The organism is Corynebacterium sp. HMSC11E11 (assembly GCF_001807025.1).
Taxonomy (GTDB): domain Bacteria; phylum Actinomycetota; class Actinomycetes; order Mycobacteriales; family Mycobacteriaceae; genus Corynebacterium; species Corynebacterium freneyi.
In genome coordinates, this window is sequence record NZ_KV787096.1 from 1 (window position 1) to 6996 (window position 6996).

The following is a 6996-nucleotide window of genomic DNA, read 5'->3' on the forward strand; positions in this document are numbered from 1 at the left end:
ACGACCGCCCATCGCGGCGCCCCGCGCCTCCCCGCCCCTCCCCTCCTCCGCCCTTCCCCCTACAATCGGCGCCATGGAATTCATCCCCGTCAAAGAAGTTCCCGACGACGCGCAGATCATCGACGTCCGCTCGAAGATGGAGTGGGACGAGGGCCACCCCGTGGGGGCGGTGCACATCCCGATGGAGGAGATCCCCTCGCGCTACGGCGAGTTCGATTTCGATCGCGACATTTACCTGATCTGCAAGTCAGGCGGCCGGTCGGCGCAGGTGTGCCGATGGCTGGAGATGAACGGCATCGACGCGATCAACATTTCGGGCGGCATGATCGACTGGGAACATGCCGGTCGCCCGATCGAAAAGGGCTGACCGGCCGCCCGGTTTCGGGCACTTGTTGCGTCACGACGGACCGTCGTAAAGCGGCCCACCCTGCAGGTTTGCCCCCGACGACATCGTTTCGGTGGGGGCCTCCCCATTATTGGCCCGATCACTCATGTGCCTATAATGGGTGCATGCCAACGAAAAAAGATTCCCGAGATGTCCGCTCGGGCCCGATCATGCCCGGGGCGGTGACCTCAACTGCGGCGTGGGCGGTTCAGTGCCTGGACGCCCGGCTGCGGACCGCGATCGACGGCGTCCTCGCCGACCGCGCCACCGACCTCGCGCTGACCGTGCGCGGGTACTGGCTGCTGGAGGCCATCGGCCCCGCCCCCGCCCACTCCCAGAGCGAATTGTGCGACCTGCTGGGCATCGACCGGTCCGACATGGTCCGACTGGTCGACGTCCTCGAAGGCGCCGACCTGGTCGAGCGCGTCCGCGACACCGCGGACCGTCGCCGCCAGCTCATCGGCCCCACCACCGTCGGCGCGACGCTGCGCGATTCCATCCGCGACGGCATCGCCGACGCCGAGGCCCGCGTCTTCGCCGACGTTCCCGCCGCAGCGCGCGAGGCCCTCACCGCCGCGCTGAGCGCACGGCCCTCCGATGAGGGAGAATCCCCGAATGGGCGCGACACCGCGGCCGCCGCCCCCGAACCTCCGAAGAAACAGAAGAAGAAGCGGAAGAAAAAGAAGAAGAAGGGTGGCAAGCGCCGGTGACCGACCTCGCTGATCAGATTCCCTCCCAGTACCTGCGCGGAGACCTGGCCGCCCCCGAACGCACGCTCATCGACATCCTGCGGGCCACCGCCGCCGAGCATCCCGAAGCGGCTGCGCTCGACGACGGCGACGTGGTGATGACCTACTCCGATCTCCTCGCCGAGATCGACGAGACCGCCGCGTGGCTGGGGTCGAAGGGCATCGGCGCAGGCGACCGCGTCGGCGTCCGCATGCCGTCGGGCAGCCGGGAGCTCTACGTCGCCATCCTGTCGATTCTCGCGGCGGGCGCGGCCTATGTGCCGGTCGACGCCGACGACCCGGACGAACGCGCCGAGATGGTCTTCGGCGAAGCCGGCATCGCCGCCTGGTTCGGCGCCGACGGCCTGCACCTCACCCCGGGGCACGTGGCCGCGGAGCCGGCCCGCGAGCCGACGCCCGACGACGACGCGTGGATCATCTTCACCTCCGGGTCGACGGGCAAGCCGAAGGGCGTGGCGGTCACGCACCGCAGCGCCGCGGCGTTCGTCGACGCGGAGTCCCGCCTGTTCCTGGCCGATCATCCCGATGGTCCGCTGGGCCCGGAGGACCGGGTCCTGGCCGGCCTGTCGGTCGCGTTCGACGCGTCGTGCGAGGAAATGTGGATCGCCTGGGCGCACGGCTCCTGCCTGGTTCCGGCGCCGCGGTCGCTGGTCCGGTCCGGCATGGACCTGGGCCCGTGGCTGATTTCGCGGTCCATCACGGCGGTGTCGACCGTTCCGACGTTGGCCGGGTTGTGGCCCGCCGAGGCGTTGGATTCGGTGCGCCTGCTCATCGTCGGCGGCGAGGCCTGCCCGGCGGAGCTGGTCGAGCGTCTGTCCACGCCCGAACGCGAGGTGTGGAACACCTACGGCCCCACCGAGGCGACGGTCGTCGCCTGCGCCGCGGAGCTCAAGCCCGGCGAGCCGGTGACCATCGGCGTGTCGTTGGACGGCTGGGATCTCGTGGTCGTCGACGGAGACGAGAAGCCGGTGGCCGTCGGCGAGGTCGGCGAGCTGGTCATCGGCGGCGTCGGGCTGGCCCGCTACCTCGACCCCGAGAAGGACGCCGAAAAGTACGCGCCGATGCCGTCCATCGGTTGGGATCGGGCGTATCGCACCGGCGATCACGTGCGGCTGGAGCCGGAGGGCCTGCATTTCGTGGGCCGCGTCGACGATCAGGTGAAGATCGGCGGCCGCCGCATCGAGCTCGGCGAGGTCGAGGCGCACCTGGCGGCGTTGCCGGGCGTGACCCAGACCAGCGTGCAGGTGCGCCAGACCGCGGGCGGCCAGGACATCCTGGTCGGTTACGTCGGCGCCGGCGGCGATGCCGCGAACGTCGATGCCGAGGCGTCGCTGGAGCGTCTGCGCGCCGAGATGCCTGCGGCGATGGTGCCGCGTCTGCACGTCATGGACGAGTTGCCGGTGCGCACGTCGGGCAAGGTCGACAAGGCGGGCCTGCCCTGGCCGTTGCCCAACGACGGCGCCGGCGACGCCGATGACGCCGAGTTGGCGGGCATGAACCCGGTCGAGGCGTGGTTGTCGGGCATCTGGGCGGAGGTTCTCGCCGTGCCCGCGCCGGGTCCGGCGGCGGATTTCTTCGCCCTCGGCGGCACGTCGTTGGCCGCGGCGACGGTCGTGGCCCGCATGCGCGAGCGTGCCCCGCAGGTTGCGGTGCGCGATCTCTACGATCATCCGCGTCTGGGGCGGCTCGCCGAAGAGCTGGAGTCCCGCGGGTTGTCGCTTGACGACGGTTCGTCGGAGGGTACGGCGGACGCCGAGCCGAAGCGCGTCGTCAAGCCCGTGCCGCGTTCGACCCGCCACGCCCAGTTGCTGTCCATGGTGCCGCTGCAGACCATCCGCGCGGCGAAGTGGATGACGTGGCTGGCGGTGCTCAACGCCATCGCCCACGGGCTGGGGTCTCAGTTCGCGCTGCCCGTGCCCTGGTGGCTGGCGGTGGTGCTGGCGGTGCTGTTCATCACCCCGCTGGGCACGCTGCCGCTGACGGCGCTGGCCACCCGCGTGCTCATGCGCGGCGTGACGCCGGGCGATCACCCGCGTGGCGGAAAGGTCCACATGAAGCTGTGGGCCGCCGAACGGCTCGCCGACGCCTCGGGCGCGCGCGGGGTCGGCGGCGCCCCGTGGATGCTGTGGTACGCCCGCGCGCTGGGCGCCACGGTGGGCAAGGGCGTGTCTCTGCACACCCTGCCGCCGGTGACCGGCTTCATCGAATTCGGCGACTACTCTTCCGTCGAACCGGAGACGGACATCTCCGGGTACTGGGTCGACGGCGACGTCGTCCACGTCGGCCACATCACCATCGGGCCCGAGGCCCGCGTCGGCGCGCGCTGCACCCTCATGCCGGGCACCGTCATCGGCGAGGCCGCCCACGTGGAGGCCGGTTCGTGCGTCACCGGAGTGAAGAAGGTCAAGGCCGGCGCCCGCTGGTCCGGTTCGCCCGCCCGCAAGGTCGGCCGCCCGAAGCGCCGCTTCCCCGTCGAGGTTCCCCCGCGCCGCGCCCACTGGCTGCCGATCTACGGTCTCTCCGCGCTGATCCTGGCCCTGGTGCCGGTGTCGGCGCTGGCTGCGGCCGCCGCGATCATCGGGTTCGGCGCGTCCTCGGCGACGACGTGGCCCGGCGCGATCTGCCTGGCCTTCGCGTGGACCGCGCCCGCCGCCATCGCCGCGTTCGCCGTGTACGCGCTGCTGACGCTGATCCTCGTGCGGCTGCTGTCCATCGGGCTCAAGCCCGGCGTGCACCCCGTCCGCTCCCGGGTGGGTTGGCAGGCGTGGGCCACCGAGCGCCTCATGGACGCCGCCCGCACCGACCTGTTCCCCCTCTACGCCTCGCAGCTGACCCCGTGGTGGCTGCGTGCCCTGGGCGCGAAGGTCGGCCGCGACGCCGAGATCTCCACCGCCGTGGTGCTGCCGAAGTTCACCGACATCCGCGAGGGCTCCTTCCTCGCCGACGACACCATGGTCGGCGGCTACGAGCTCGGCGGCGGGTGGATGCTGCTCGAGCAAACCCGCATCGGCCGCCGTTCCTTCCTGGGCAACTCCGGCATCGCCGGGCCCGGCCGCAAGCTGGGCAAGAACTCCCTGGTCGCCGTGCTGTCGTCGACGCCGAAGAAGGCCAAGGCCGGGTCGAACTGGTGGGGCTCCCCGCCGGAGCGCCTGCGCCGCGTGACCGTCAAGGTCGACGGCGGCGAGGACCGCACCTACAGCCCGGGCTTCGGGGTGAAGGCCGCACGCGGTGCGGTGGAGACGCTGCGCCTGCTGGCCCCCGTCACCTCGCTGGCCCTGGCCGTGCTGGTCCTGCTGGCGATGCAGGGCACCGCCCTGGGCGTCGCCTCGCTCATCGGCGACGGCTCCGGCCGGGAACTGCCGTCCGTCCTGCTCGGCCTGGTCGCCGCCTGGTTCATCGGCTCCCCCGTGCTGCTCATCGCCGGCATGCTGGCGATGCTCATCACCGTCGCCATGAAGTGGATCTGCGTGGGCACGCACAAGAAGGGCGAGCACGCCCTGTGGAGCCGCTTCGTGTGGCTCGACGAACTGCAGGACACCTTCGTCGAAACCGTCGCGGCCCCCTGGTACCTCGTGCCCGTCACCGGCACCGGCGGCATGAACCGCGCGATGCGCTGGCTCGGCGCCGACATCGGCCACGGCACATGGCTCGAGTCGTACTGGCTGCCGGAAACCGACCTGTGCCGCATCGGCGAAGGCGCCACCGTCGGCCGCGGCTGCGTGGTGCAGACGCACCTGTTCCAGGACCGCGTCATGAGCCTCGACACCGTCGAACTCGCCCCCGGTGCCACCCTCGGCCCCCACTCCGTCGCGCTGCCGGCCTCCCGCCTCGGCGAGTCGACCACCATCGGGCCCGCGTCGCTGGTCATGCGTGGCGACGTGGTCCCCGCCGGCACCCGCTGGCAGGGCAACCCCATCGAGCCCGTGAAGGAGTAACCTCTTCAACGGCAAAGCGAAACCGGCCCCCGCACCGAATGGTGCGGGGGCCGGTTCGTCGTCAAGCGGCATGCAGTCCCGGAACGGCCCGAACGAAATCAGTCGCCGATCTGATCGCGACCGCGCAGCACGATCTTCGGATCCGGCTCGCCCACGAGCTCATGATCCTTGTTCGTGTACTCGAACTTCGACAGCACGTAACGCATCGCGTTGATGCGGGCACGCTTCTTGTCGTTGGACTTGATGGTGATCCACGGCGACTCGTCGGTGTCCGTGTAACGGAACTGCTCCTCCTTCGCGCGGGTGTAATCATCCCAGCGATCCAGCGACGCCAGGTCCATCGGCGACAGCTTCCACTGACGCACCGGGTCCACCTGACGGATGGCGAAACGCGTGCGCTGCTCCTTCTGGGTCACCGAGAACCACAGCTTCGTCAGCGAAATGCCCGACCCCAGGATCATGTTCTCCAGCATCGGCACCTCGCGCAGGAACTCCGCGTGCTGCGACTCCGTGCAGAAGCCCATCACGCGCTCCACGCCCGAACGGTTGTACCAGGAGCGGTCGAAGAACACGATCTCGCCGGCGGACGGGAAGTGCTGGATGTAGCGCTGGAAGTACCACGACGTCGACTCACGCGGCGACGGCTTCTCCAACGCCACCGTGCGGGCGCCACGGGGATTGAGGTGCTCGTTGAAGCGCTTGATGGTGCCGCCCTTGCCGGCGGCGTCGCGCCCCTCGAAGAGGATGATGTGCTTCTGCCCGGTCTCCTTGGTCCAGTTCTGCCACTTCAGCAGCTCGATCTGGAGCGCGCGCTTGACCTTCTCGTACTCCTTGCGCGTCATGCGCTCGTCGTACGGGTAGTTCTCGCGCCACGTCTGCACCGGCGCGCCGGACGGGGTGATCAGCACCGGATCGTCCTCGTCGGAGTCGTCGACGACATAGCCCTCGGTCGCCGCCAAATCGACGATGTGGAAGTCCTCTTCGTTCGTGTCAGCCATACCCCATATCTTACTGAACATCGCCACCGCGCGTCCCCCATGCGGGTACCCTTACCTGCAACTTCGCGGACGCCGATGTTTCCCGCCGCCGAAATCGGGGGAACGCGGCGAACAATGACCGTCGGCGAACGCCGGGCGTACGATTGTGGACATGCTGTTGTCCGAAGCTCTCGCCGCACGGTCGGAGGTCGCCGACCGTCTCAACGAAATGAATCGACGCGTCGCGATGGTCGCCCAAGTCCAGGAAGGCGACGACCCCGACGAAGACCCGCAGGCCCTCATCGCCGAAGCCGAACGCCTGATGGAGCGTTTCGAATGGCTCGTGCGCTCCATCAACGCCACCAACTCCGCCACCGCCTTCGACGGCGGGACGCTCAGCGACGCGCTGGCCAAGCGCGACCACCTGCTCAAGCTGCGGCGGTTCTACACCTCCGTGGCGGACGAAGCCTACGGTCGGCAGAACCGGTACTCGGCCTCCGAAATCCGCTTCGTCTCCACCGTGGACATTCGGTCGCTGCGCAAGAAGGCGGACCAGGCCGCGAAGGAGCACCGAGCCCTGGACACCCGCATCCAGCAGGTCAACTGGGCCACCGAACTCATCGAGGCCGACGGCAAGCCGGCCGAGTAAAGTAGCCCGCAGAACTGAATAAGTCGGTAGTTGCATCCGGATCGTCGGCGAGCGCGAAGGCCCGTCTCCGGCCCATGGAGACACCACGATCACTGCCCTGTATTGAGGCCGCAGGGAAATTTTTTCACGGACGGTCCTCGTCACCATTTACACGGGCACGGTTCATCGATCATTTTTCACCACCGTGCGCTGAGGCGTCCGATGCAACGAGGGTGGGTACGGGGACTTATAACTTTCGCCACGCGGGGCTCGGGTCACGCGGGACGACGAAAAGCGCCGCCGGGGAATCGATTCCCCGGCG

General features: G+C 69.3%; 5 protein-coding genes. 4 read left to right on the forward strand and 1 reads right to left on the reverse strand.

From position 1 onward, the window contains the following. Positions 1-73: 73 nt before the first annotated feature. The 3 genes from HMPREF3121_RS00580 to HMPREF3121_RS00590 all read left to right on the forward strand — a co-directional run bounded on the left by HMPREF3121_RS00580 (position 74) and on the right by HMPREF3121_RS00590 (position 5069). Positions 74-367 (forward strand): rhodanese-like domain-containing protein, encoded by a 294-nt coding sequence (locus HMPREF3121_RS00580; RefSeq protein WP_070519079.1) that lies wholly within the window; start codon positions 74-76, stop codon positions 365-367. Positions 368-510: 143 nt separating this feature from the next. Beyond that, positions 511-1095, forward strand: a complete 585-nt coding sequence (locus tag HMPREF3121_RS12795; protein ID WP_246816019.1) for a MarR family winged helix-turn-helix transcriptional regulator — start codon at positions 511-513, stop codon at positions 1093-1095. Then, positions 993-5069, forward strand: a complete 4077-nt coding sequence (locus tag HMPREF3121_RS00590; RefSeq protein WP_371327296.1) for a Pls/PosA family non-ribosomal peptide synthetase — start codon at positions 993-995, stop codon at positions 5067-5069. The genes HMPREF3121_RS12795 and HMPREF3121_RS00590 overlap by 103 nt, the downstream gene beginning before the upstream one ends. A gap of 98 nt (positions 5070-5167) precedes the next feature. On the opposite strand, the gene ppk2 is transcribed toward HMPREF3121_RS00590, so the two are convergent. Continuing rightward, positions 5168-6067, reverse strand: coding sequence for a polyphosphate kinase 2 (gene ppk2 / locus HMPREF3121_RS00595; RefSeq protein ID WP_070519083.1), 900 nt, complete (start codon positions 6065-6067; stop codon positions 5168-5170). Positions 6068-6218: 151 nt separating this feature from the next. On the opposite strand from ppk2, the gene HMPREF3121_RS00600 reads away from it, so the two are divergent. After that, a complete protein-coding gene (locus tag HMPREF3121_RS00600; protein WP_070519085.1) occupies positions 6219-6695 on the forward strand; it encodes a DIP1984 family protein in 477 nt (158 codons plus the stop codon). Positions 6696-6996 lie beyond the last annotated feature (301 nt).